This is a genomic window from Rhodococcus jostii NBRC 16295, from assembly GCF_001894825.1.
In the GTDB taxonomy this organism is placed as follows: Bacteria; Actinomycetota; Actinomycetes; order Mycobacteriales; family Mycobacteriaceae; genus Rhodococcus_F; species Rhodococcus_F jostii.
This window is the reverse complement of sequence record NZ_BCWY01000111.1, coordinates 1-24,743: the sequence shown is the minus strand read 5'-3', so window position 1 is coordinate 24,743 and position 24,743 is coordinate 1. Positions and strand designations below refer to the sequence as shown.

Annotated in this window: 22 protein-coding genes and 2 pseudogenes; 9 read left to right on the top strand and 15 right to left on the bottom strand. The window is 64.6% G+C overall.

Annotated features, from left to right (window positions below; all coding sequences use genetic code 11):
• Nucleotides 1–337: 337 nt before the first annotated feature.
• The 12 genes from RJ1_RS39420 to RJ1_RS39365 form a co-directional block, all read right to left on the bottom strand.
• The gene (locus RJ1_RS39420; protein ID WP_073369026.1) at nt 338–1,093 is read right to left on the bottom strand and encodes a sulfite exporter TauE/SafE family protein; all 756 of its coding nucleotides are present in this window, start codon (nt 1,091–1,093) and stop codon (nt 338–340) included.
• Between the two features lie 92 nt (nt 1,094–1,185).
• A complete protein-coding gene (locus RJ1_RS39415) occupies nt 1,186–2,394 on the bottom strand; it encodes an NAD(P)/FAD-dependent oxidoreductase (RefSeq protein ID WP_073369024.1) in 1,209 nt (402 codons plus the stop codon).
• Entirely contained in the window at nt 2,391–2,579 is a 189-nt protein-coding gene (locus tag RJ1_RS39410; RefSeq protein ID WP_073369022.1) for a ferredoxin, read from the bottom strand. Before RJ1_RS39410 ends, RJ1_RS39415 begins: the two co-directional genes overlap by 4 nt.
• 41 nt (nt 2,580–2,620) lie before the next feature.
• On the bottom strand, nt 2,621–3,895 hold the full coding sequence (locus tag RJ1_RS39405) for a cytochrome P450 (RefSeq protein WP_073369021.1): 1,275 nt from the start codon (nt 3,893–3,895) through the stop codon (nt 2,621–2,623).
• Between the two features lie 104 nt (nt 3,896–3,999).
• Nucleotides 4,000–5,226, bottom strand: a complete 1,227-nt coding sequence (locus tag RJ1_RS39400) for a pyridoxal phosphate-dependent aminotransferase (protein ID WP_073369019.1) — start codon at nt 5,224–5,226, stop codon at nt 4,000–4,002.
• A 168-nt stretch (nt 5,227–5,394) separates the two neighbouring features.
• Nucleotides 5,395–6,195, bottom strand: a complete 801-nt coding sequence (locus RJ1_RS39395; protein ID WP_073369017.1) for an SDR family oxidoreductase — start codon at nt 6,193–6,195, stop codon at nt 5,395–5,397.
• Nucleotides 6,192–7,862 carry a thiamine pyrophosphate-binding protein gene (locus RJ1_RS39390; protein WP_083400230.1) on the bottom strand — a complete coding sequence of 557 codons (1,671 nt, stop codon included), beginning with the start codon at nt 7,860–7,862 and terminating at the stop codon, nt 6,192–6,194. Before RJ1_RS39390 ends, RJ1_RS39395 begins: the two co-directional genes overlap by 4 nt.
• A gap of 185 nt (nt 7,863–8,047) precedes the next feature.
• A complete protein-coding gene (locus RJ1_RS39385; protein WP_073369014.1) occupies nt 8,048–8,722 on the bottom strand; it encodes a GntR family transcriptional regulator in 675 nt (224 codons plus the stop codon).
• Between the two features lie 83 nt (nt 8,723–8,805).
• A complete protein-coding gene (locus RJ1_RS39380; protein WP_073369012.1) occupies nt 8,806–9,387 on the bottom strand; it encodes a DUF4286 family protein in 582 nt (193 codons plus the stop codon).
• Between the two features lie 92 nt (nt 9,388–9,479).
• Nucleotides 9,480–10,337, bottom strand: a complete 858-nt coding sequence (locus RJ1_RS39375; protein ID WP_073369010.1) for an alpha/beta fold hydrolase — start codon at nt 10,335–10,337, stop codon at nt 9,480–9,482.
• Nucleotides 10,338–10,345: 8 nt separating this feature from the next.
• Complete coding sequence (locus RJ1_RS39370; RefSeq protein WP_073369008.1) at nt 10,346–10,993, bottom strand: cyclase family protein; 648 nt, start codon at nt 10,991–10,993, stop codon at nt 10,346–10,348.
• Nucleotides 10,990–12,918, bottom strand: a complete 1,929-nt coding sequence (locus tag RJ1_RS39365) for a flavin-containing monooxygenase (protein ID WP_073369006.1) — start codon at nt 12,916–12,918, stop codon at nt 10,990–10,992. The genes RJ1_RS39370 and RJ1_RS39365 overlap by 4 nt, the downstream gene beginning before the upstream one ends.
• Nucleotides 12,919–12,960: 42 nt before the next feature.
• Between RJ1_RS39365 and RJ1_RS39360 the strand changes: the two genes are divergently transcribed.
• The 4 genes from RJ1_RS39360 (at nt 12,961) to RJ1_RS39345 (ending at nt 16,528) form a co-directional block, all read left to right on the top strand.
• On the top strand, nt 12,961–13,254 hold the full coding sequence (locus RJ1_RS39360; protein ID WP_073369004.1) for a hypothetical protein: 294 nt from the start codon (nt 12,961–12,963) through the stop codon (nt 13,252–13,254).
• A gap of 826 nt (nt 13,255–14,080) precedes the next feature.
• Nucleotides 14,081–15,352, top strand: a complete 1,272-nt coding sequence (locus RJ1_RS39355; protein ID WP_073369002.1) for an MFS transporter — start codon at nt 14,081–14,083, stop codon at nt 15,350–15,352.
• 70 nt (nt 15,353–15,422) lie between these two features.
• The gene (locus RJ1_RS39350) at nt 15,423–15,569 is read left to right on the top strand and encodes a hypothetical protein (RefSeq protein WP_240319539.1); all 147 of its coding nucleotides are present in this window, start codon (nt 15,423–15,425) and stop codon (nt 15,567–15,569) included.
• A gap of 5 nt (nt 15,570–15,574) precedes the next feature.
• Nucleotides 15,575–16,528, top strand: coding sequence for a PDR/VanB family oxidoreductase (locus RJ1_RS39345; protein WP_073369033.1), 954 nt, complete (start codon nt 15,575–15,577; stop codon nt 16,526–16,528).
• A 130-nt stretch (nt 16,529–16,658) separates the two neighbouring features.
• Here the strand turns inward: RJ1_RS39345 and RJ1_RS49105 are convergent.
• A pseudogene (locus tag RJ1_RS49105) lies at nt 16,659–16,904 on the bottom strand (transposase); the annotation flags it as partial.
• Nucleotides 16,905–17,271: 367 nt separating this feature from the next.
• Between RJ1_RS49105 and RJ1_RS39335 the strand changes: the two are divergent.
• Nucleotides 17,272–17,907: pseudogene (locus RJ1_RS39335) on the top strand (IS256 family transposase); the annotation flags it as partial.
• A gap of 515 nt (nt 17,908–18,422) precedes the next feature.
• Nucleotides 18,423–18,680 carry a hypothetical protein gene (locus tag RJ1_RS39330; RefSeq protein WP_073368998.1) on the top strand — a complete coding sequence of 86 codons (258 nt, stop codon included), beginning with the start codon at nt 18,423–18,425 and terminating at the stop codon, nt 18,678–18,680.
• 212 nt (nt 18,681–18,892) lie between these two features.
• Here RJ1_RS39330 and RJ1_RS39325 read toward each other — a convergent pair whose 3' ends face one another.
• Nucleotides 18,893–19,168, bottom strand: a complete 276-nt coding sequence (locus tag RJ1_RS39325; protein ID WP_073368996.1) for a response regulator transcription factor — start codon at nt 19,166–19,168, stop codon at nt 18,893–18,895.
• A gap of 264 nt (nt 19,169–19,432) precedes the next feature.
• On the opposite strand from RJ1_RS39325, the gene RJ1_RS39320 reads away from it, so the two are divergent.
• From RJ1_RS39320 to RJ1_RS39310, 3 genes are all read left to right on the top strand, one after another.
• Nucleotides 19,433–21,304 (top strand): RNB domain-containing ribonuclease, encoded by a 1,872-nt coding sequence (locus tag RJ1_RS39320; RefSeq protein ID WP_073368994.1) that lies wholly within the window; start codon nt 19,433–19,435, stop codon nt 21,302–21,304.
• 205 nt (nt 21,305–21,509) lie between these two features.
• Nucleotides 21,510–22,223, top strand: coding sequence for a nucleotide-binding protein (locus RJ1_RS39315; RefSeq protein ID WP_073369030.1), 714 nt, complete (start codon nt 21,510–21,512; stop codon nt 22,221–22,223).
• Nucleotides 22,223–23,086 (top strand): ParB/RepB/Spo0J family partition protein, encoded by an 864-nt coding sequence (locus RJ1_RS39310; protein WP_083400228.1) that lies wholly within the window; start codon nt 22,223–22,225, stop codon nt 23,084–23,086. The genes RJ1_RS39315 and RJ1_RS39310 overlap by 1 nt, the downstream gene beginning before the upstream one ends.
• 332 nt (nt 23,087–23,418) lie before the next feature.
• Here the strand turns inward: RJ1_RS39310 and RJ1_RS39305 are convergent.
• Nucleotides 23,419–24,692 (bottom strand): IS3 family transposase gene (locus RJ1_RS39305; protein WP_143048766.1). Its coding sequence is split into 2 segments (ribosomal slippage): nt 23,419–24,416 and nt 24,416–24,692, totalling 1,275 coding nucleotides; the frame shifts between segments, so codons are not numbered across the junction.
• Nucleotides 24,693–24,743: the final 51 nt, after the last annotated feature.

The window sequence follows — 24,743 nt, the reverse complement described above, 5'->3', positions numbered from 1 at the left end:
ATTCGGACGCGATGGACACGATGGACACTCCTTGCTCATTCCAGACTCACTTCGAGCGGATCGGACTTCGAAAAACTGCAGGCTCATGCGGTTGTTCCGACCATGGAGGCGACTGCATACAGGGAGCTGACCTGCATCAGTGGTGGATGCGTCACCACGAACAGTTCATGCATCAGAGGTGGTGTGCGATCGATGGCAGGTGACCAGTTGGTCGAGGCGGCCTGGGTGTTTGCGCGGGTTGGGCAGCGGTCCCCGGTCGACGTTCGAGTGTCGCGGCCAAGTCGGACCGCGACATGTTGCGAACCTGACCACGAGAGGCCCGTGCCCGCGGCGCCCGTCACGCAATCAGGAACAGTCCCCGGATTCCCACGGCCATCGAGCCCAGTGCGGCAACCCAGACGGTGAAGCGCAAGGCGGTTGCCTGCGAGATCCGCCGTTGCAGCAGGAATCCGGTGCCCACGCCCACTGCGACGCTGGTGACGACCGTGACCACCGTGGCCCGGTGCAGCTCCGGCATGCCCTTCGTGGCGATGGCCATGGCGTTGACCGAGATGAAGTAGGCCTGCAACGAGGCCACGAAGGACGTCTGCGGCCACTTCACGGCCTTCCCGAACACCACGACAGCGGGACCTCCGATCCCGGCTGCTGCGTTCATGAAGCCCGAGATCGTGCCAGCGACCACGCGAGACTGCCACCGCCACCCAGCCGCCGACACCTCCAGAGCGTGGGCTACCCGGGTCGAAGCGCCACCCACCAGTGACAACGAGACGAGCGCCATGGCGGAGACGACGATCATTGTGTAGGGAGCAGGAATGGCCAGCGACGCCCGCGCTCCGAGCTGTACGCCGACTGCCGCACCTAATACCAGCATGAGGGTTCTGCGCCAGCTGATGTGCGACCACGTCGTCACGGCGACGACAACGCAGGTGCACAGTCCCAGGAGGTTGGCGAGCAATACGCCCTCTCGCGGTCCAATCGAGAGCACCAGGAACGGGACACTGACGAGCGCGAACCCCAGACCAGTCACACGCTGCGTGGCGGCGCCGACACACGTGCCCAGTGCCAAGAGCCCCAGGCTGACTTCGGCCGTCACGCGTGCGCCCCGGATCGTAGGGCGCCGCAGCGAGTGTCAGTGAGCTTGGACAAGCGGCGTATCCACGCCCAGCGGATCACCGGGGCTGAAGGTCAGGCATGGGACATCGACGATTCGTTGAGCCGATGTGGCGGAAGGGAGCCGAGCAGCTCATCCAGAGAGACACCCTGGGTCAATTGTCGGCGTACCGCCAATGCCAGCCGCTGCCACCCGAGGACAGCCGCGCCGCACACGGCACCGTCCGGCGTCGCGGCGAGCACCGCGAGTTGGTCGTCGTCAGCGACGTTCCGGACCAGCACGTGCCGGTCGGCCGCCAACGTTCCCAGGACCTGTATCCGCGTCCCGAGGACGTCCGTCCAGACGTAGGAGGGTGCCGAGAACGCAGGCCCATCCTCGCTCAGAAGAATCGACCGCGCGATGTAGGCCCCGTGCTCGCCTGCGCGGGTCCAGTGCTCCGACCGCGTGGAACCCGCACCCCCGTCGCGGACCCGCGCGAGATCTCCGGCGGCCCACACTCCGGGCGCGCCGGCCCGCAGTCGCTCGTCACAAACCACCCCGTCCTCGATCGTCAGGCCGGAGCCTGCGAGCCATCCCGTCGCGGGCCGATTGCCCAGTGCGACGACCACCACATCGGCGGTGACGAGCCGGCCGTCGCTGAGCGTCAGCCGGCTCACACCGGCTGCGCGGTCCATCGACTCGACAGAAACTCCGCAGGTCAGAGTCACACCATGGCTGGCCGCGCGATCGCGCAGCAGCCGTCCCAGCTCGGCCGGAAGCACCCGGCCGAGAGGAAGGTCTGCGGCTTCGATCACCTCGACCCGGCTGCCGAGATCGACGAGGCTCGTCGCGATCTCCATGCCCAGGACACCACCGCCGACGACGGCCACTTGCGAGGCCGCGCCGACCGCCTCCCTGAGTGCTCGTGCGTCGTCGAGACTGCGGACGGTGAACACGCCCTCCATGCCCCGCCAGGCGTCCGGCAGGGATGCCACGCCACCCGTCGCGAGGATGAGCTCGGTGTAGGACAGGTCACCCACGTCCGTACGGACGGTTCGGTTTACTGTGTCAAGTTGGTGCGCCCGAATACCACGCAACAGCTCGACACCATTGGGTACGTCGAGAACGGCATCCTCAGCTTCTCTGACACCGGTCAGGACACCGGTCGAGAGCACGGTCCGGTCGTACGGCGCGTGAGGATCGGCATCAATCACCGTCACGCTGCCGTCGTAGCCGCCCGCGACCAGGTCTGCCGCTGCGCGCATCCCGGCCGCAGATCCTCCGACGATCAGGCACCTTCTCATTCGTCAATGCCGATCGCGCGGGCCGGGCAGTTGCCGATGACGAACTCCAGCTCACGCCTTCGGTCTTCCGAGGGCTTACCTACCACCTTGGTCGCACCCACGTCCTGGACCTCGAAGACGTCGTGCATGTCTGCCTCGCAGTTACCGGCGCCGACGCACTTGGAACCATCGATCGTTACTCTCATTCGCTCTCTCCTCTCCACTCCTAGTGCCATCGCCGAGGGGTTCAGGACCCCAACTCGACTGGCAACGAATTCGGGCCGCGATGAAACGCGTTGACGCGGTAGTCGGGCACGAAGCCCTGGCGCAGCTCGAGTTGCGGATAACGGGCGGCCACCCGCTGGAGGAACGTGTTGAGCTCGAGTTTGGCCAGCGACTGCCCCAAGCAGTAGTGGGCGCCCGCGCTGAATGTCACGTACTGACGACCATCGGTGCGCTCGATGTCGAATGACTCTCCGTCGGTCACCTTCGATTCGTCCCGATTGCCCGATGCAAGCAGCAGGAACAGCTTGGATCCCGCGGGGATGTGGTGGCCGTCGATCTCGAGGTCGACGAGTGCCACCCGCCGCCACGCAGGAACACTGGTTTCCCATCGCAGCATCTCCTCGACGGCGGGCGCGACAAGTTTCGGTTCGGCGCACAACTTCTCCCACTGATCGCGGTGAGTCAGCAACCCCCACAGACCGTTGCCCATCAGGTCCGACGTTGTTGCGTGGCCGGCGTTCATCAGTGACATCAAGATGTTGAGGACGTCATCCCAGACGACGTTCTCAGGCTGTTCCTGCTTCCACTGCTGGATGACCTCGCTCATGTAGTCATCGCCAGGATTGGCCTCGAGCTCTTCGATCCGCTGGCGCGCGTATGCGTAGTAGTCCTTCAACGGCTGCACACCGGCGCGCAGCTCGTCCTCAGTGAGGTTGCCCTGCAGCATGTCCTCGCGGTTGTGCGACCACATCCGGATCTGCTCGCGCATGTCATCGGGAATGCCCAAGAACTTCATCAGCACCCGGATGGGGGCGATGTCGGTGAAGCTCCGAACGAGATCACCCTCGCCGTCGCCGTCGGAGAACAACGAATCCAGGCACTCGTCGGCGATGCGTTCGATGTCACCACGGATCCATTCGAGCCGTCGGGGCGTAAAGGCGAAGCGGAGGAACCGCCTGGCCTGGTCGTGTGCCTCACCGTCGAGGTCCTTGAGCATCGGACGGGTGGGGATGACGGTCGCCAACTCCCGCTTCACGTCCTCAGGCCATTTGGTCATGGTCAGGAGCATGGTCTTCGATGACAATCGCTCCGAGTCCATCAGGATGGCCTTGATCGTGTCGTGATGGCTGATCAGCCAGTAGTCCATCGCCTCGGAATAGGCGACAGGGCCTAGCGAGCGAAGCCACTTGAGGGTGGGGTACGGGTTCTCGACGAACTCAGGTGCCCAGGGGGTGAACTCCTTGGGATCGGAGAAGGGGCACCCCGAAGCTCCGCCGTTGTCCAACTGTGTACTCATGCTGTCTCCATCCACCGGAACAATTTAATGCCATCTAGACTGATCGTCATACCATAATATGGTTGTAAAATACACTGCCCTCCGGGCATGGGAAGCCCCGTTGGTCAGGAGAAGAACCGCCGCAGGCGGTCGATCCCTTCCGCCAGTGCGTCGTCCGCGAGCGCGAACGAAAGGCGCAGGTAACCACTCGGACCGAACGCCTCGCCAGGCACGACCGCGACCTCGGTCTTCGCCAGGATCAGTTCAGCCAGCTCCACGGTGTTCGCCGGCCGGAGACCCGACCAGTCTCGCCCGAGCAGACCCGTGACCTCGGGGTAGACGTAGAAGGCGCCTTGGGGCATCGGAACGCGGACCCCATCGATGGCTGAAAGTCCACTGACCAGAGCCCGGCGGCGTCGGTCGAACGCCGCCGTGAAGGACTCGACGCAATCCTGGGGCCCGGTCAGAGCCGCAATTGCGGCGCGCTGCGAGATGTTGGAGACGTTGCTCGTCAGGTGGGACTGCAGGTTGGCGACCGCACGAGCAACCTCGTCCGGCGCGACCATCCACCCGACGCGCCAACCGGTCATGGCGTAGGTCTTGGCCACTCCGTCGAGCGTGATGAGCTGGCCAGCCAATTCGGGCACGAGTGCGAGCACGGACACGGACTCGACTCCGTCGTAGACGAGGTCCTTGTAGATCTCGTCGGTGATGACCCACACACCGCGAGCGAGCGCCCACTCGCCGATGGACCGGGTCTCCTCCGGTGTGTAGACGGCGCCAGTCGGGTTCGACGGCGAGACGAACACCAACGCCTTCGTCCGCGGGGTGTAAGCACGTTCGAGCTGGGCGGGCGTCACCTTGTAGTCATGCTCGGCGCCGGCGAAGACCGGGACGGGGACCCCGTCGGCCAGGCGGATCACCTCGGGGTACGTCGTCCAGTGGGGCGTGGGCAGCAGGACCTCGTCGCCCGGATCGATCACCGCCTGGAACGCTTGATACACCGCTTGCTTCCCGCCGTTTGTGACGACAACCTGCGATGTGCTGACGGGGCGTCCCGAACGTGCGGACGTCTGAGTCGCGATCACGTCGCGGAGCTCGGGCAGCCCGGCCGCCGGGGAGTAGCGGAAGTTGCTCGTGTCCTCGAGCGCACGTGCTGCCGCCTCGACGACGTGTGCCGGCGTCTCGAAGTCCGGTTCGCCGGCAGCGAAGCCGACGACCGGTCGGCCCGCGGCCCGCAGCGCCTTCGCCTTGGCGTCCGTGCTGAGCGTGACGGACTCGTTCAGGGCCGACAGTCGGCGCGAAACCGCGAACGCCCGAAGGGGATTCGTCTCCGGGGTCACAGGGTTCATCAGGACAGCTCCACTCTCCAGGCGAATACACACATTTGGCCGGGTCCAGTGCTCTCGTCTGCCTCTCGACAGCCCAGCTGACCAGGGGTGCGCGACCCCGTGATTCGTCTCGGACCCGGGCCGGGCGCGAACGGTGCTTCCGCCCGTTCACGCCCGGAAGCTAGCTGATCATGGTTTCCCAGATGTCTTCCTCATCATGGTTTCCCAGATGTCTTCGTGGCCCATCAGCGTTTCGCCACCCCCATCGATGAAGATGAGCTGGCCAGCGATCTTCGAGTTCTTGGCGTCTGCCAGGAAAACAATCAGCTCCGCCACCTCCTCGGCGGTGGCCATGCCCCCCAAGGGCATCGGGCGCTCGACCGCCAGCCGCGCCTGTTCGGCCGGATCCCGCTCGGCGATCATCGGCGTCAGGACGGCTCCGGGACCGACACCGTTCAGCGCGATGCCGGCGCCTGCCCAGACCGGCAAGCCAGCGTTGCGCCGGATCCACCGGGCGATCGCTCGCTTGCTGGTCGCATAGAGCAGGTGCCGGGAATCGGACTGCCGCGCCAACGCGACGGCCCGTGCCTCATCGCCATCCAGGCACGCCTCGACTATGGCGTCGTCGACCGGTTTCAGGACGGAGCGAGACGCGACCACGACCGCGCGCGGAGCCTCGGCACGCAGCATCGGACGCAGACGCTCGAGCGTCTCGACGGCGCCGAAGTAGTTGACCTGGATGCTCAGCTCGTCATCACTGAGCACTCCCGCGTTTGCCACGATGACGTCGATGCCGGACGGGCACCGCTCGAGAACGCCAGCTTCGAGAGCCGCGCGCCCTTCCGGGGTCGAGAGATCGGCGTTGATGTCGGCCCCGGTGAGGTCGACTCCGACCACGTGCACGCCTTGCGCCTCGAGGAGCTCGACGGTCGCCTTCCCGATCCCCCGGCCGGAACCGGTGACGACCGCCGTACGCCGACCGCCGGTCACTTGTACTTCCTGAAGACGTCCTTGCGGAAGCTGAACAGGATCTCCGGGTCGATGCGAACGTCGATCACCGTCGGGATCCGGTCAGCAAACGCTTCCTTGATGGCCACCTCGAGACTCTTCGCGCTGTCCGCGCGGAGGCCCCGGATCCCGAAGGACTCGGCGATCGCCGCGAAGTCGTGGGCTGGCAGGTCTGTCCCGATGTAGCGCTTGTCGTAGAAGTCGTGCTGATATGCCTTCTCCGCACCCCATGCCGAGTTGTTCATGACGATCATCGTGACGGGGATGTCGTGCTCGAGCACCGTGCTGAGTTCGGCGATCGTGTAAAGCGCTCCACCGTCTCCCAGCAGCGCCACCGCCGGCCGCTCCGGGCAGGCCAGCTGCGCGCCGATGGCGGCCGGGAAGGCGAACCCGAGCGAGGCAAAGTCCAAGGGCGTGAACAGGGACGGCGTCAGCGCGTGGTCGAGAGCCTCCGAGGCTTTCAGGCACCAGGTGCCGGCGTCGAGGCAGACGATCGACTCCCGCGGTAGCGACTGGCGCAGGGTGTGGAAGAGGGTGGCGTCGTCCATCGGGCTCTTGTCGCTGGACTCAGGCGTGCTCGAGCGGTCCCGTCGGTACTGGGCAGCTCGCTCCTTGACGGATTCGAACCACCCCGTTTCGGTGCCGGTCGACGCACCCTCGGCGGCGTGCGACAGCAACTCCGACAGGAAGGATCCGGCCTCGGCCATGACAGCGAGTTCGACGGACCAGTACCTGTTCAGGCTGGCGGAGTCGACGTCGACCTGCACGAGCCGAGCGTCCTTGCGGAACGTGTCCGGCTCGAAGAACGTGGAGTTGAAGCCGAAGCGAGTGCCGACCCCGATGACCAGGTCGGCCTCGGCCACGACGGAAGCTGCCAGCACTCCGCCTCGCGGCCCCATCTGGCCCAGCATCAACGGGTGTTCGTTGTTCACGGCGTCCCGGTGGCCCGCCGAGGTGACGATCGGCATCCGGAAGAGGTCGCTCAGCTGTTCGACCAACGCCCCCGAGCGGCTGCTCTTGACCCCGCCGCCGGCCACGACGACAGGGCGTTCGGCGGACCCGATCAGGCGCAGGACGTGTTCGACCGCGTCACGATGGTTCGGGTTGGACGGCGCCAGAGTGCCGCCCAGTTCGACATTCGGGGCTTCTCCCATGAGGACGTCGCGAGGAAGATTGACGTGCACGGGCCCCATCGGATGACTCATCGCCAGCCGTGCGGCGTACTCGACCATGGGCACCACCCGCTCGGACTTCAGAACGGTGAACACCGCCTTGGCCACGGGCCGGATGAGCGCCTCCTGGTCCACCTCCTGGAAGGCGTCGTTGTGCCACTGGTCGGTCGAGACGGAGCCGCCCAGCGAGAGGATGGGCGTGTGTGCCGCCTTGGCTGCAGCCAGTCCGGAGACAAGGTTCGTGACGCCCGGGCCGCTCTGACCAGCCAGGACCACCCCGAGTGATCCGCTGGCGCGGGCGTATCCGTCCGCCATGCCGGTTGCCGCACGTTCGTCCCGCGCACCGATATACCTGACGCGTGGGTGCGCATGGAGACCGTCGTAGATCTCCATGGTCGAAGAACCCACCACGCCGAAGACGCAACTCACGCCCAACTCTGCCAACAAATCGCTGACGCGTTCACCCGCTGAAGCCACTTTGGGTATCCCTTCCGATCCTGCACATATGTCGTATGTTCGACCTACCGACAGATCGTACTACGGTATGCCGGTACGTCAATAGTCGCTCAAAGCGCTCAATCTCCGCGAGAGAAAAGCCGAAAGGCGCCCGCCCCCAACGGGAACGGGCGCCTGCTCCTACGGTGCGGCGGATGGCCTACATGTCAGTTGAATCGCTTGACGGCTTCGACAGCGGCTTCCCGCGCGTTCTGCATATGTACCGCGTACGCATCTTGAGCTTCCTGCGCGGAGCCGGCAGCCATGAACCGATGGACGATCCGCAGCTCTTCGATTCCCGCTCGGATCCGTGCAGCCGACAAGGACGCCAGCCGCACCCTGGCGACGCGGTAGTAGATACTCTGGGACAACACCGAAATGGATTTGTTGTGAGCACCCTCGAAGAGAACGTCGTAGAAGACCTGTTTGGCTTCGAGAACCTGAGTGGCCTCGCCGCTCGCGGCAGCCTTCTCGAGGTCGCCGAAAGCAGACGCCAGTCTCACCTTCTCGTCCGCGGTGGCACGCTCGGTGAAGAGCATGATGGCGAACGACTCCAGGACCTCGCGGATCTCGTACAGATCGCGGATGTCGCTCTCGTCCACCCTGGCCACCGTGGGCCCCTTGCCCGGGACGATCTCGATAAGTCCCTCGGTCTCCAGTTGCCTCAAGGCTTCTCGAACGGTGGTCCGGCTGGTGCCGAGGAGTTCGCACACAGTCGCCTCGATAACCCGCTCCCCCGGCTGGAACCTTCCAGCCACGAGGTTGCGCAACTGGATCACCGCCTGCTCGCGAACGGGTGCTGCGCTACGGGCAACTCGATAGGTGCCTAGGACTTCTGTCATGGTGATCTACCTTTCCCCGAGGTCCATCATACCGTAGTACAGCCATGTGACATTTGCGTTGCATCCGGTCATGCCCCCGAGTTTCACTGGCTCAGCGGCTCGAAGACATGGCGGACCGACGCGCGGTGCCAGGCGTGGTGAGACAGCCTTTCGCGCCAAGCGGTCGCGCGGGCACGCTCACGAGCGGGGCTCTGCAGGGCATCCTCGCTGCGTAGCGAGTGGAAGGCCACGTGCGTCCAGGACTCTTGCCCGTCCTTGCCGGGCGCGCCGCTGCTCCGGTCGCTGTCGAGACAGCGGTAGATCTGGCAGCCGGCCCACAGCGGCTCGGCAAGCATGATCGGCAAGTGCTCGGTCGCGTACCACGCCTCGAACTCGTTCCAGTAGTCCTCTGGAACGCTGAACGTCACGACGTACATCAGCGTGGGGTCAATCGCATGCCACGTGTTGCCCTGCGAAATGATCTCCTCACCGACGAAGCGATCGAAATCGACGGTGTTCTCGATGACCTTGCGGGTCTCCGCAGACGGATCCGTGCGCAGCTGCTTGAACTCAGGCGTGTCGAACACCTCGATGTTCGACACGTCGTATCGAACGGCGAACTGTGCAGTCGGCCCGGGCTTGACGTTGACGTACCGTTTGGCGGCCTCGATGCCGGGCAGACTCACCCGCGAGGGGATGTGCTCGTCGTCGTACCAGGTGTGGAACTCCTCCTCATGCCCCTCAACCGGGGTTGACCACGCAAAAATGACTCCACTTGTCACGACAGGACCTGACTTTCCGAGCTCACGCTCTCCACGAAATTCACAACAACTTCGACCACACCCTCGGGACGGTCGATGTTCGGGCAGTGCGCACCGGGAACAGTCACTGCTCTCCCGTTCGGCACCATGGCGGCCAGCTCTTCCGTCCATCCGCGGACGAGGAGCTGGTCATTTTCACCTTCGACGAAGAGGACCGGCGCGTGGCAGCTGGCCAGTCGATCGGCAAGCGGTGGCGGTCCGGCGGCCGCGTCACGCTGTGGCGCCTTGACCCGAGCCGCCGACAAGGCCTCCCAGTGACCGGGCAGCAGACCGTTGGCGTGCCGCTCCTTCACGTGGGTCTCCCACTGGTCGACGTCCTCGACGAGCAGGCCAGTGATCCGACGGGCGTCCTCGAGCGACTGGTCGTAGCGCTGCAGCTCGTCGAAGGCGTCGCCGTTCCGACCATGACCCAGGGAGCCGCCGATCGAGACGGCCGAGGCCCACGGTCGCCCAACCTGCAGTCGAGCGGCGGTGACTGCTGCGCTCCCCCCGAACGACGAGCCGACGGCATGAATCCGCGGCGCCTCGATGCCCACGTTGGCGAGGAACGCCGCGATCACGTCTCCGTGAGCCGCCTGGGGTGGACGGTCGAAGAACGTGGCCTTGCTGGAGGACCCGTAGCCGACCAGGTCCGGCGCGATCACGCGGAAGCGCTCGGCCAGCTCAGGCATCACCTTCTCCCATGCGAGCTTGGCAGAGCTGCCGTACGCGCCGTCGTGCAGGAGGACGATGACATCCTCTGCGTCGCGCGGTCCGACGTCGTAGTACGCGATCTCGATGGCACCCAACGATGTGGTCAACATGTTCTTGTTCACGGCTCCTATCACCACTCCACGACGAAATTGGTCCAGCCGGCATCGCCCCCGGCCAGGGCGACGGGCGCGGCAACGGCTCGCACCCTGCGCTCCTCGATACGCGGGAAGACAAGGTTCTCCGCGATCAGCACATCAGCACCCAGCAGGCCTCGGTGCAACTGAAACGCGAACGTCGCGTCGCGGTCCTGCGCCGGCAACTCCGGGGTCAACAGATCCATACCGATCAGGCCAAGCCCGAGCTCGGCAGCCCAGGTCGCCACCGACTCGTCCAGGCTCGGGTGACTGAGGTAGCTGGGGTCCCCGAACTTCGCGCCCCATCCGGTGTGGATCAAGAGCATGTCGCCGCGCTGCGGCTCCGGCCCGCCCGCGAGGATGTCGTCGACCGTGATGGTGGTGCCGTACGAGCAGGCCGGAGACGAGATCACCGCAGGCCCGATGAACCGCTCCAGCGGGTACTCGTCGATGGTGCGCCCGTCGGCGAAGGTGTGGCTCGGTGCGTCGATGTGGGTGCCCATGTGCGACGGGGCTGACACGTGCTGAACCCGGATCGCGTCGCCACGATCGATGTTCAGCACATGGTCGGCCTCCACCGTGGGAAGGACGGGCACGCCCTGCATGCCTGGGACCCAGTGGTGGGACAGAGACAGCATGGTCATCGCACGAGCTCCTTATCTCGGACGGCCGGTCGAAGGACCTGGAACTTCTCCAGCGGGAACTCGCGGGTGCGGGTCCAGTAGTCGACCACGCGCAGTGGCCAGTTCTGCGACACCCGACCCGAGGCGCTCTTGTACCAGGTCGATTCGTTCGAAGCTCCCCATGCGGTGAGCTCGCTGGCCTCGTCGATCTCGGCGACGAACTGGTCCAGGGCTTCTCCAGTGCACTCGACGGCTCCCGCGCCGGTCTTGTCGAGGTGTTCGAGGGCCGACATCACGAGGTTGGCCGCACTCTCGGCGAAGAAGAAGAGGCTGCTGCTCACCACTACGTTGGTGTTGGGCCCGTACAGGCAGAACAGGTTGGGGAACCCCGGCACCGCGACGCCCATGAAGGCCTTCGGGTCACCGGCCCACTCGTCGCGCAATTTCCGGCCGCCGGTACCGGTCACGTCGACCGGTTCCAGAATCTCCGAGGCCCTGAACCCGGTTGCGAAGATGATGACGTCGACGTCGAGGTGCTCCGCGGAAGTCTGGATGCCTTGTTCGTCGATGGCCTCGATGTGGTCCGCGACGAGCCGGACGTTCGGCCGATGCAGCACCTTCGCCCACCGCCCGTTGTCGCGAAGCAGACGCTTCGAGTACGGGGCGTACGAGGGAATCACCTGCTCGAGCAGATCCGGGCGGTCCTGGTACTGCCGCGCCAGCCCGCTCACCAGGTGCTGTCGCAGCTCCTGGTTCTCCGCGGAGACCGATCCGGGTTGGTCCCAGCTGGGGTCGACCGTGTAATAAGGGCGCCGGGCGTCGGCCGTGATCCAGAACTGGTACGCGCGGTACCAGTGGGAGTACGTGGGGACGTTCTCGAAGAGCCAACGCAAGCCCGGCTTGACCTCGTCGGCGTAGGCCGGGGTCCACTCCATCCACGGCGCGCTGCGCTGGAAGATCGTCAGGCTCCCCACCCGATCGGCGATCTCGGGGATCACCTGGTAGGCACTGGCGCCGGTACCGATGACGGCGACGCGCTTGCCGGTGAGGTCGACGTCGTGGTCCCACCGCGCCGTATGGAAGGCCGGGCCGGAGAAGGAGTCAATCCCTGGGACGTCGGGGAACTTCGGCTGGTTCAGCTGGCCGACGGCGGAGACCACCGCGGAGAACTCGGCGTCGTACGGCCCATCCGGGCCGTTGAGCTTCAGCTGCCAGGTGCAGGAGCCCTCGTTGTACGTCGCGGCCAGCAGTTCCGTCCCGAAGCGAACGTTCTTGTCGACGCCGAGTTCCGTGGCCACCTCACGCAAGTAGCCGTGGACCGCCCGTTGCATCGAGAAGTCGTGCGTCCAGTTGTCGCGGGTGGCGAAGCTGTAACTGTAGATGTAATTGGTGGTGTCGACACGACAGCCCGGATAGCTGTTCTCGTACCAGACACCACCGAAGTCCGCATTCCGTTCGAAGACGGTATAGGGGATGCCGGCCTGGTCCAGGCGCCGGGCCATCAAGATTCCCGACATGCCAGCGCCGATGATGGCGACCGAGAGTCCTGCGTCCGATGATGGCGAGGCCTGCCAGCGCGGTGCGCCTTGATCGTGGGGAATGCCCAACTGGTAGCGCAGCATGTCCTCGGTGCCGTCCTCGATCGGCGCGCCGACGAGGTACTCGATGAGGTCGCGGTCCACGGTCGGGTCCACGGTGTCCAGATCGGATCCAGAGATCGCCCTCAGCCCGCTGATCGCCAGTTCCAGTGCCGCGTCGTCGCTGTCGGTCGACCCTGCGACCGTCCTGCCCAGGACCGTCGCGGACCGGGGTCGGCATCCGGGGTCGAGGTAGCGACGATCACCCGTGAGGTGAGCCAGTGCCGCCAGCAGCGGGACGAGCTCGCCGTGACCGATGATCTCGGCCAGCTCGGACTCCGTCAGAGGATCGTTATCGAGAACGCTCAAATCAACTCCTAAAGCAGCGCCGTCAACGACGGATCGACCGTCATGAACGAGGGGCGAAAAGCCTACATCTTCAACCTACCGTATTACGGTATTATCGTCTACTGGGCAGTTACTACCCCTCCCGCAGATACCGGACTTGATGTGTACGTCGATCAGGCCGACTACCTGCTGGAGCCGCCGGCAGTCGCGCACGTCTGGCACCGTGAATCACTTTTGCCGGCGCAGGATTTCTCAGAGTCAAACATCTTCAGCGCTGCGTCGACGACCTTCCCGCCGATCATCATCGGAGACTGGCCCTCCGATCAAACATGTGACCTACATCTCGACTGCTCGTAGTATCGTATGCTTAGAAGCCGGAACGCAAGTGTTGGGACGAAATGAAATTGGCGACCGGCCGCGCGAGCCCGAATGGTCCTGAGGGGCGAGCGGGTGACAGACCCTTCGCGCTCGAATAGCGCAACGCGCGGCTACCATCGCCGCCTCGAAGTCGCACCCAATTCCCTGAGCTGAGCCCGCGCACGGCGCGATGACCGTCGCCATGAGCGTCGTCGATGGCCCAGTTTCCGGCCTTCGAGGATGTACACACCGCGTCACGCAACACTGGCGGACCACCATTTTCGCCTCGCTGCGTACGCACCGAATTGGCCCGGCCAGCCACCGATGAGCCATTCCGCCTGCGCCTTGGCCGACTTCGATCCGAGGAGACGAACCGGTTCACTTTTCTTTCGACCAAACACTTGCGCTTCCACTTATAAGCATACGATACTACGAGCAGTCGAGATGTAGGTCACAGCGCTTGCGGGAGGAAGTTCGGTAGACAGCTGAGGTGATCAGCGCCCGACTCGAATGCCTGCCGTGGGTTCATTGCATGGAGGTGACCTTGAACAGCCGTCGTTCGCTCCGTCGAGTTCGATATTGACGTGAGGGCGATGAACACGGGCGACGCTGGGCCGACCCGGACGTCGCGACTTGTGATGATGCAGCAGATTTCCTCTGACACCGGCCGGGACGACTAGCGCCGAGACTTGAAGGCAACGCCTCCCCACAGCCGGTGACATCGTGGCCGCCACGACGATCTGCTCGCCTCAGAGACCACTGACAGTGCCGCCATAACGGCCCGCAACCCATCAGAAACGAACCGCACCTAGGGAGCACTTAGGACATGGTCAACAACAGAACCATCGGCAGTACGCCGCCCACCACAGTCCGCAAAGCCGTGATGGGGCTGACGTTTTTCGCGGTTTTCATCGACGGTTACGACACAGCGATCCTCGCTCTTCTTGTGCCGCACCTGGCCGAAGAATGGGGCGTGAAGGCCGCAGCCTTCACCTATCCCCTTGTTCTGACAAGCGTCGGTGTCGTCGTCGGATACCTCTCGTGTGGGGCACTGGCGCAACGGTTAGGGCAGAAACGGGCCCTGGTGCTCGGTACCGCGCTCTTCGGGATCGCCACTGTGATGAGCGCCGCCACTCTCCACCTCGAGTCCATGGGCATCCTCAGCGTGACTCGCACGATCACTGGAATCGGATTGGGGATTGTGGCGCCGATAGCCATTGTCATCGGCACACAGAACGGCCCCGCGGAAAAGAAGCAGTCGATCGCAGTGTTCATCACCACGGGCCTGATCACTGGCGCAACGATCGCCGGCTTCACCGGCGGGCTTCTCATCGAAGGCCTCGGCACTGCCGGGGTGCTCTGGCTCGCCGGTGTAGTGCCGCTCGTTCTTGCTGTCCTGCTGTCCTGCTTCATCCCGAATTCTCCAGAACACACCGGGCAAGAAAACACGAGCAGCGAATCCGTTGCCGCCGCGATCCTTGGACCAAAACTGCGCACGTCGACGCTGGTGCTGTGGACGGCTACTTTCCTCGTCTTCGTGGTCAGTTACACCCTGAAGTCCTGGCTTCCGACACTGTTCGAGGACTTCGGTATGTCTCGGTCCACCGCAGGCCTGGGGCTGGCGTTCTTCGGCCTCGGAGGAATGGGCGGCGGTCTCATCCTGATAGCGGTGTCGGCGAAGTTTGGTACCACACGCTCGCTGGTCGTGATGTCGTTGATCGGTGCACTCGCGACGACCGCCGTCGCTGTGCTTCCCGCCAACACGGCCGTTCTGCTGTTCCTTATCTGCATCGCCGGTGCGGGAATCACGGCGTGTTCGGTCGGACAGACCGGCATCGCAGTGTCGATCTACGAGATGTCCATCCGCACTAAGGGCGTCGGGTGGGCGGCCGCATGTGGACGAATCGGATCAATTGTGGGACCTGCGATCGCCGGTGTCCTCCTCGGGTTCGCCTGGCCGGCGCAGGACATCGTGCTACTGCTCGCCGTCCCGATCCTCATCACCACCGTGTGTTGGTTGATCCTGTCCAAGCGCATAGCACGCACCGACCACGAAACCGTTGAGCAGGCGGGAGTGAAAGCAGACAGCAATTCTTGACCAGTGCTTTGCTGCGATTTATCGCCTTGCGCAGCAGTCCACTGACGGCAAACGAATCACCGTAGACGAGATGACCACCCGAGTTGAGGAGTGCGTTGCCGCAGACCTCGAAGGAGTCATCATCGGCACCAATTTCTGCTCCGAAATCACAACACCAGCAACATGGCTCAAGGTTCTCAGCAACCTGAAGCCGATTGTTGAAGCAGCGAAGGGATGATCACAATGATCACCACCATCGAAAGCCTGACTCTGCGTGTCACCAGTGTGGCCGCTGTCGCCGACGACGTCATCGAAGTATCGTTCACACATCCGGAAGGACACCCTCTACCGGCCTGGGAGCCCGGAGCTCATATCGAGGTGCACCTTCCTTCGGGGCTGTCCCGTCAGTACTCGCTCTGCGGGGACAGAGACGATCGATCGACGTACAAGATCGCCGTTCTGCGCGAGGAGAACGGCCGCGGCGGATCGAAGGAACTTCACGAGGCTGCGGAGGCCGATATCGAGCTGAGCATTCGCCTGCCTCGAAACAACTTCCACCTGGTGGAAGCAGGCTCGTACCTCTTCATCGGCGGCGGCATCGGGATCACACCACTGATCCCGATGATCGAGCACGCCCGGAAGACTGGCGCGCAGTGGTCACTCGTGTACGGTGGCCGCCACTCGAATTCGATGGCCTACCGAGAAACGCTGAGCGCGTTCGGCGACCAGGTGGATCTGTGGATCGAGGCAGAACGCGGGTACCCTGACCTACCTGCCATCCTGGCGAACGCGCCAGCCGGCACGATGGTCTACACCTGCGGGCCGAGCACAATGATCGACGCTGTCGCCGAGGAATTCTCCGCACACAGCCACCTCGGCGGCCTCCACTTCGAACGATTCTCAGCCAGCGGACCTGTGGACACCAGTGGCGATTCGTTCGAAGTGGAGTTGCGGCAAACAGGTGTCACCTTCACCGTCGCCGACGGCGTGAACATTCTGGACGAGGTTCTCAAGGTGGTTCCCGAACAACCCTTCTCGTGCGCAGAGGGATACTGCGGCGACTGCGAGGTACGGGTGCTCGAAGGCAAGCCCGATCACCGAGACGAGTACCTGACTTCCGACCAGCAAGACGCCGGCGAAATGATGATGATCTGTGTGAGTCGCTGCAAAGGAAGAAAACTCGTACTCGACTTGTAACCACACTGAGGCGTACCACCCCCATTGCTGTCGGCGTGCGCGAGCAGCGACGCCAGGATCGTGTCCCAAGTTCGGTCGCCTGGCACGGCGCAGCAGCAGTGTCGTTTCCAGATGGTCTGCCAGGGGCGAAATCTGAGGGTACGTCGCGCCAGGCGAACCCGGCCCGGTAGCAGTAGATGATGCCCTCGAGGGCCCGACGGTTGTTGCGGAACGCGCAGCCCCCGCAACAACCGTCGGAGGCCGGGAGCAACGGTTCGATCAGCGACCATTGGTCCTCGGTCAGGCATTCGGTGGCACGACGAGCAGTATCGCTGATCTGACCGCCGCTATCTAGGAGACAATCCCAGAGCCCTCTCACTCGCGCCTGGCATCCCATTCTCGCGGCTCTCCACGCCCCGGCACGGCGAGCGTGACTCTCGTCGAACCCGGCGGTGTATTCGACATTCGGTCATGGGGGGATCCCTTGAGGTTCAGTCGGTGCAGTTCCGACACGGGTGATCTACGGCATCCAGACAATGATCGCCAACCCGCACCGGACTCATGACGTGGGCCGACCTTCTGCCGTAACCGAAGACCGAGATCTACCCGAACGCAGGGAACGGCATCGTCCGACAGATGCCCCACCGGGTACCCCCCACGGGCGTCCTGAACTTCATTCAAATCCATGATCATCCGAGTGACTCGAAAATCCCCCGTGTGCAGGGATCGAGGGAATCCAGCGCCCTGATCAGTTAGCTACCATCGACATCCTCGGATTGTGGGCCGGCGAGCACGGTGACGGGGAGGGGGCGAAGTACTGGCTTCGGGTGTTGTCTGAGCTGAAAAATATTGGTGTGCAGGATGTTCTGATCGTCGTGTGCGACAGTCTCAAGCATCTGCCCGACTCGATCGGGTAGGTATGGCCGCAGACCATCGTGCAAACCTGCGTGGTCCACCTTCTCCGCAACACCTACGCCTACGCCTCCCGCAAGACTGGGCCGAGATCGCCAAGGACCTCAAGCCGGTCTATACCGCGCCGTCGGAGCAGGCGGCGCTGGACCGGTTCGCCGAGTTCAGCGACAAATGGGAGAAACGCTATCCCGCGATCATCCGGCTCTGGACCAACGCCTGAGCCGAGTTCGTTCGTGCCGTTCCTGCAGTTCGACAACGCCATCAGGCAGGTCATCTACACGACAAACGCCATTGAGAGCGTCAACGCCCGAATTCGCAGAGCTGTCAGAGCTCGCGGCCACTTCCCGACCGAATCGGCGGCCTAGAAATGCGTGTTCCTGGCCATCATGAGCCTCGACCCCAAAGGCACTGCCCGCCAGCGTTGGTCCAACCGCTGGAAGGCAGCACTGAACGCCTTCGACGGACGCCTGCCCGCCGGACGAAAGTAGCTAGAAATCAACCAGTTACCCCGTTATCTGGACAGACCCCAGCACTCATTTCCGACACCAAGGAGCTAGGTGGGATCATGGTTGGACCAGCGAAGGTTATGGCTTCCGAGTCGCGTGACGTCCTGAACTATTTCGGCAAATGCCCAGTGTGCGGTCACCCAGCTCGGGCTGTGTGCATTACCGCAGAGTTCGACGACGGCCGTATCGAGAGCCAGGTCGTAGCGTTATGCGATGGATGGTGCGGATGGAAAGGCCCAGTGGAGCCCACCACAATGACGGGCTCCACTGCCGTGATGACGCCAAGTCGTGGCACAGTGTCGGCACCCTCCCGCGTCTTACCGCCGCTCGGACCTAAACCGTCAGACGCAACATACTCCGAGCGTAGAGGCGGGTGAGCACGCGGAATTGATCGACCACCGATCGGTGACGGGGTCATCGTTTCTGGACGCCGATACAGTCATGGGGATGGAAAAAATCAATTCGCGCCCATCGAGCGGGCAAGGTCGGGCATTCCGGTGAACTCTGACAGCCAGGCTGCCGTCTCCGGTGGCGACCTGACCGATGATCTCCTTACCAGGGCGGTGACCGAGGCCCTCGCGGCGGGCATGTCGTGGGCGCAGCTCGCCGCGCAGCTCGGCGTTCCACCCCCAGTCACCTACGGCCACGCCGCCGTGACCGATCATGACTGGCAGGAAGCGATCGTCGCCCACGAGAATGCCCGGGCAGCACGGCTCAACGCCCAGGCCTTGCCCCGGCGCCCGAGAGCCTGCTAACCCCACGCACGCCGGCCGATCCGCACGACGAACGGGTGGAACTAGTCACGGGAACAGCCCGCTACTGTCCGCCGCCCGCGGTCGTCGCGGCACGGCGCCGGGGCCCTGCTGAGAGGTCCAGCCACGGCGCCCCCTCCACACTGAGAGATCGACAAAGTCGGCCCCCCCTGCGGCGCTCCGCCCTGTTGAAGCATGCAGGTGGACCAGTCGGGTCAGAGCTCAGCGAGCGACACCAGCCCGTCCTGCAGCGCCCGGATCAACAAGCCCGACTTGTCGGCAACGGGGCGCCCGGCGGCAGCGTACTTCGCTCGGATCCGGATCAGGTGGGTGTTGATCGTGCCCAGGCTGATTCCCAGGTCGGCTGCGGCAACAGTCTTCGATTCACTACGCAGCCACAGGCGAAGGATCTCCAGCTCGCGGGGTGTCAGCGTGGGCCGCCGTTGTGGTTCCCCGGCGGAGCCGGGAAGAGGGTCAGGAACAGAAGTCATCGCGATCTCACCTTCTCGAGCCGCCGCACTTGCTGCAGGACGCGCACTGTTGATTCGAGGCGGTGCGCCATCCGGATGGGTCAGTACGCGGGGCCGCGACATCGAATATGTCCGTTTTGTCCGTTGTTTACCGCGGTAAACAAACCGTACCTGAAGCCGGTTTTCGGGACACGCGGGTAATACTCCAAGAGGCGCGTCGCTGACGCGCCTGGTGGAGATTGGTTATCGTCGGTGGCCTGTAGAACCAAGGGGGTGCGGCGAACCATGAGATCTTCGACAGTCATCGACGTGTCGACGCTGCTGATGATCGACTCCGCGTCTGCGCGGGACCGGGACGACGCCTTCTCCGTCGTCCCCCGGGCCGATGGCCGCGGGTGGGCGGTGGAGGTCCACATCGCCGGCGTCGCCGACGTCGTGGAACTGGGGTCGGTCGCCGACGAGCAGGCGTTCCTGCGGGCGGAGACCCGGTATCTGCGCAGCCGCACCATTCCGATGCTCGGCGAGACGGCGGAGCAGGCTGCGACCTTGAGTTCCGAATTCGTGCGGACCAGTCTGCGGGTCACCGGGACTCTCACGACCGACGGTCGGCTGGTCGACGTCACCGTCGACCGCGGGCAAATCTCGCCAGGCCGGTGTGTGGACATCGACCACGCCGACGTGCCCGCCATTCTGACCGACCCGACACATCCGCTGCACCCCCAGCTGGCCGCCGCCGATGATGCCGCGCAGGTCCTGCTGACTGCCCGCCGTGACGGCGGTGCGCTCGCGTTCTACGACCTCACCCGCGGCTGGGCGGCCAGCGAGGACGGGGCCATCGTGGCGATCGCCGCCGAGCTGCGGACCGTCGCCTACGTCATCGTGCAGGAGTTGATGATCGCCACCAACGAGGCGGTGGCGCTGTGGTGTGTCGAGCAGGGGTTGCCGATCCTGTTCCGCAACCACCGGCCCAACCCGGTCGCCGGCAGCACCGACGAGCTGATGCATGAGATCGCCGCTGCGGCCGGGGATCCGGACCTGTTCGCGAAACTGCGTGGGCGCCTGCTGTCGACGCTGCGTGCCGCGACCTACGATCCGACGGTCCACGGACATTACGGCCTCCGGCTGAGCGCCTATAGCCATGTCACCTCACCGCTGCGCCGGGTGGCCGACCTGATCAATCAGCGGATCATCTTCGCCCACCTCGACCACTCCTCCGCCCCCTACACCGGTGAGCAGCTCGCCGCCCTCGGCACGGACCTGAACCGGCGCACCCGTGCCGCCCGGGAGGCGAAGAAGAATCACTTCAAACACGCCGACCAACGCATCGTCGCCGAGCAGGCCACCACCGATCTCGCCGCCCTCGACAGTCGACGATTCCACAAGGTCCTCAAAGCCGAAGCCGCCGGGCCGCTTCGGGCCGAACTCGCCGCCGAGCTCGCCCGCCGTGTCGACGCCGACCTGATGACCGCCCCGGACGTCGCGGTCCTGATCGATGCCTCCGCCCCCACCTGGCTTCCCGTCCAACTCCGAGTCCTGGACACCCTCGCCGACACCCACCCGGAGATGAGTCCCAGTGTGGCGTCGGTGTGGCGGCAGGCTCACCCCGATCAACTGCCAACCGATCTCGAGATCCGGCGGAACGGCGCCGACCACAATCCACTGTTCGCCGCCCGCGCCACCCACCTGAATATCCGCGGGCCATGGGCCACTGCGGCCGCGAAGAAACCGGCCGAACAAGCCGCCCTATGGGCGGCACTGCGCGCGCAGCTGACCGGCACCGACCACCCCGACACGGAACCGGAATGGGCCACCACGCCGGAACCTCCGGAGCCGACGACTCCGCCACCGGCGCCGAAGGATTCCGGCGCCACCTCCTCCGCGGAACCCCACTGTACGACCGCTCCGGCCGCACTGAACCTGGACGGGGCCAAAAAGTCCAAGGCACTCTCGAACCCCACCGCCTGGCTGATGAGCCTCGCCCAGAACAACAATCAGGCCCCGCCCGAGTGGGTGTTCCACACCGACGGGCCCGCACACGCACCCCGATTCACCGCCACCGTGCACCTCGCCGGCCACACCGCCACCGCTACCGACACCGCGAAGACGGCGGCGAAGACTGCATCGGCGGCCGCGCTCGTCGAGGCACTCTTCGCGTAGCACTGAAGTTGGGCATGTCCGTTTTGTCCGTTGTTTACCGCGGTAAACACCGGATAAAACGGACATGCGTGAGGCGCGTTAGATGATCCGCACAGCATTCCGCCGCCCGGCCGCGTGTCGGACCTGACCCGCCCACCATGTGCCGTACCGTGCATCCCGTCCGAAGTAGCCCACACAGGTGGGTGAAGCAAACGGCAAGGGTCCCATGACCATTCATGTCCTTCTCAATCAGAAGGGCGGCGTCGGGAAGAGCACCGTCGCCGTCAATCTCGCCGCCGTCACCGCGGACGTTCTCAATCAGGACGACGATCCCGATGCCACCTCCCCGGTCGCCGCGGTTTCCGTCGACCCGCAGGGCTCGGCGATCTGGTGGGCCGACCGCCTCGACAACCTGCCGTTCCACGTCGTCCAGGCCCACGACGATCTCAACGGGCTCCGTCAGCTGGGCCAGCTGCCCGGCATCCGCCACGTGTACGTCGACACTCCCGGCTGGATCGACCTCAATGCCGCCGACGACACTTCCGACCCACTCGGTCGCGGACCGGCCGCCGACGCGCTGCGAACAGTCCTCGATGTTGCCGATCACGTCATCGTGGCGATGGAAACCGAGCCACTGTCCTTCGACCCAACCGCACGCACCATCCGAAAGATCCTCGAGCCCCGCGGCATTCCGTACACAGTGGTGATCAACAACTGGGATCCCCGCGACGGCAAGCTCGACCTCGAGGAAACGAAGGAGTTCATCCGCGCGAACAAGTGGCCACTCGCGAAAACCGTGATCCGGCACTACAAACTGCATGCCCGGGCGAGCGCAGATGGCCTGGTGGTCACTGAGTACCCCGCCAACCGGGTGGCGCTGCAGGCCCGGGAGGACTTCTACCGGCTGGCTCTAGAACTGCGGATCGACGGTGGTCGATGATGGCACGCGGCACCCGCACCAACCTCGCGACCCTCGCCGGCGTCGTCGGTGACAACTCCCCCGTCGACCGGCCCGCTGTCGGCGGGGCACCGACCAACGTGCCACTCAGCGAGCTGGCCCCGAATCCGCGCAATCCGCGTGATGACCTCGGCGATCTCAGCGATCTGGTGTCGATCACCGGCACCCAACTCCAACCCGCCCTGGTAGTCACCCGCGACGCCTACCTGCGACTGTATCCGGAGGATGAAACCAAGATCGGGCTCGCCCGGTGGGTGGTGATCAACGGTTGCCGGCGCCTGGCCGCCGCCGAAAACTTCGGGCGCCCCAACCTCGATACCGTCGTCAAGGACGAGGTCGCCAAGGACCGGATGACCCTGCTTGCGGCGGCGGTCATCGAGAACGTCGGCCGCCGCGACTTCGACGTCATCGAAGAGGCCAAGGCCGTCGAACTTCTGATCGGCGAGTGCGGGACCGTCGAGATGGCCGCCATGAAGCTTGCGAAGTCCAAGGGATGGATCTCTCAACGGCGGGCCCTGCTCAACCTGGCACCGGAACTGCAGGCCGCGCTCCGCAACGGCGAACTCGCCGTCCGCACTGCCCGCTCACTCGCCCAGGTTCCACCCGAGGCCCAGGTCCAGGTCTGGGCAGCCGAACAAGAGCGGGGACACAAGAAGCCCGAGCCGGATCCCGCACCTGAACCTGAAAACCGTGAGCCGACAAGAACTCCCGTCACCGCAGCGAAGGTCACGCGCTCCTTCCGCCGCATGGAGGCCGACCCGGTCACGATCGCTGACGCCCTGGTCGACTATCTCGACGCCGACGGACTGCAAACACTCATCCAGGCACTCACCGATCGACACTGATCCAGGAACCCTGCTGGGGCTGTTCACCACGCGTGAACAGCCCCAGCACCGAGAGTCCCTGTGGTGCAACTGCGTGCCGAGCGCAACGCGTGGACGACCTAACGCTTCCGACGGCGCGCGTTTCGTCGACTATGCCTGCGTCTACCCATTTCTAGGGTGAGCAGTAGTTGACGGTCGCGGTCATCACTTCGTCAGCTGTTACCGAGGCCTGGCCGCGGAGGCGAAACGGGCTGAGCGCCTTTCTGCGGCAACCAGGGTCCGTTTTGGCCATCGCTAAACCTGCCGCCGAATTATCTCAGAACTGAACCATCCCGGGTCTCATGCACACACTGTCATTTGTGTGCGACCGGTTGATCGGCACGGTGTTCAGCGTAGTACTTGGCTTCGTACTCGGCCGGTGGGATCCGCCCGAGACGATGCATGAGCCGGCCGGTGTTGTACCAGTGCACCCACGCCGAGGTGGCCTCCTCGACGTCACCGATGGTGCGCAGCGGCCCCTTGCGGAACGGGGAATCGTCGGCGATGCACTCGGCCTTGTACAACCCGATCGTCGTCTCCGCCAGGGCATTATCGTAGGCGTCACCTACCGACCCGATCGACGGCCGAAGTCCTTGCAGGAACAGGGTTTCCCCGAATCGCAGAGCCGTATATTGTGAGCCCGCATCCGAGTGGTGAATAGTCCTCTCGCGCAACGGATTGCCTTGCATCGACCGCAGCATGCAGGCGTGATTCACCGCCCGCTCTACGAACGCGGTCTCCTTCGACGTCGACACCTCCCAACCGACGATCGTGCCGGCGAACGCATCGATGACGAACGCGGTGTACGCGAAGCAGGGCACCATCCGGACGTACGTGAAGTCGGCGACATAGAGCGCGTCGGGCCGGTCGACCCGGAAGTTCCGATCGACCAGGTCCGGTGGCCGCGGCGCCGACGGCTCCGGCACGGTGGTGCGGACCCTCTTCGTCCGGGTGGTGCCGCGCCACTCGTTCACGCGCATCAGCCGCTCCACGGTGCAGCGGGCCACCTCGATGCCCTGACGTTGCAGGTGGGCCCACATCTTCAGCGAGCCGTACAACGACTCCGGTTTGCGTCTGCCGTGCTCGTCCCGCTCGACGTAATACGAGGCCAGCACAGCGGTGATGGTGGCGTCCCACAGGGCGCGCTTCGACAGCGGGCGCGCCAGCCAGGCGTAGAAGGTTCTCGGGGCGATCGTGCACCCGTGCTCGGTGAGCACGCGGCAGATCGGTACGACCCCGAACTGATCGCGGTGTTCGGCGATGAATCGGCAGATCACTTGCGTGGCGGGTCGCACTCCCGAGCGAAGAAAGATGTTGCGGCTTTGAGTATTTCGATGGTCTTCTCGAGCTCGGCGTTCTTCCGGCGCAATGCCCGCAGTTCGATCTCCGCCTCGGACGCCGACGCGGCATGGGTGCCATCGCCCGCCGCTTCGGCCTTGCGGACCCACACCCGTACGGTCTCCGTCTTCAGTGACATCCGTTCGGCGATTGTGCGGATCGCCTCGTATTCCGAGGCGTAGTCACCACGGTGCTCGAGGACCAGGCGCACGGCCTTCTCTCGCACCTCGGCTGGATAGACATTCGGCATAAGGATTACCTTCCCAAGAAAGAAGGTGCGCATCAAACCCGGGACGATTCA